This window comes from Schauerella aestuarii (assembly GCF_009866805.1).
GTDB classification, from domain to species: Bacteria; Pseudomonadota; Gammaproteobacteria; order Burkholderiales; family Burkholderiaceae_B; genus Schauerella; species Schauerella aestuarii.
In genome coordinates this window covers 1-418 of sequence record NZ_SIZW01000021.1, presented here as the reverse complement: position 1 = coordinate 418, position 418 = coordinate 1, and the positions used below count along the sequence as shown (strand labels likewise).

The 418-nt window shown below is 62.7% G+C and carries 1 protein-coding gene; it reads left to right on the top strand.

Annotation, left to right across the window (positions count from 1 at the left end):
• A partial coding sequence (locus tag EYW45_RS00080) for a VCBS domain-containing protein (RefSeq protein WP_202444504.1) occupies positions 1-418 on the top strand: 418 nt, incomplete at both ends.

Sequence of the window (418 nt, the reverse complement as noted above, 5' to 3'; positions counted from 1 at the left end):
TGGCACATTGACGATCTCGGATGCCGACGCTGGCCAAAGCACGTTCAAGGCCGGCACTGCAGTCCCGCTCGGCTCGACGCTGGGTTCGCTGTCGATTGCCGAGAACGGCACCTGGACGTACAACGTTGCCAACTCGGCGGTTCAATACCTCGCCGCCGGTCAAACAAAGGTCGAGTCGTTCACGGTCTCGGCCGCTGACGGCACCACCACTGTCGTGACGGTCACTATCACTGGCACTAACGACGTTCCGACGTTCGCTGGAGCTGCTACCGGCACCGTCACCGAAGACACCGCCGTCAACGCCAATGGCAACCTCGTGTCCACTGGCACATTGACGATCTCGGATGCCGACGCTGGCCAAAGCACGTTCAAGGCCGGCACTGCAGTCCCGCTCGGCTCGACGCTGGGTTCGCTGTCG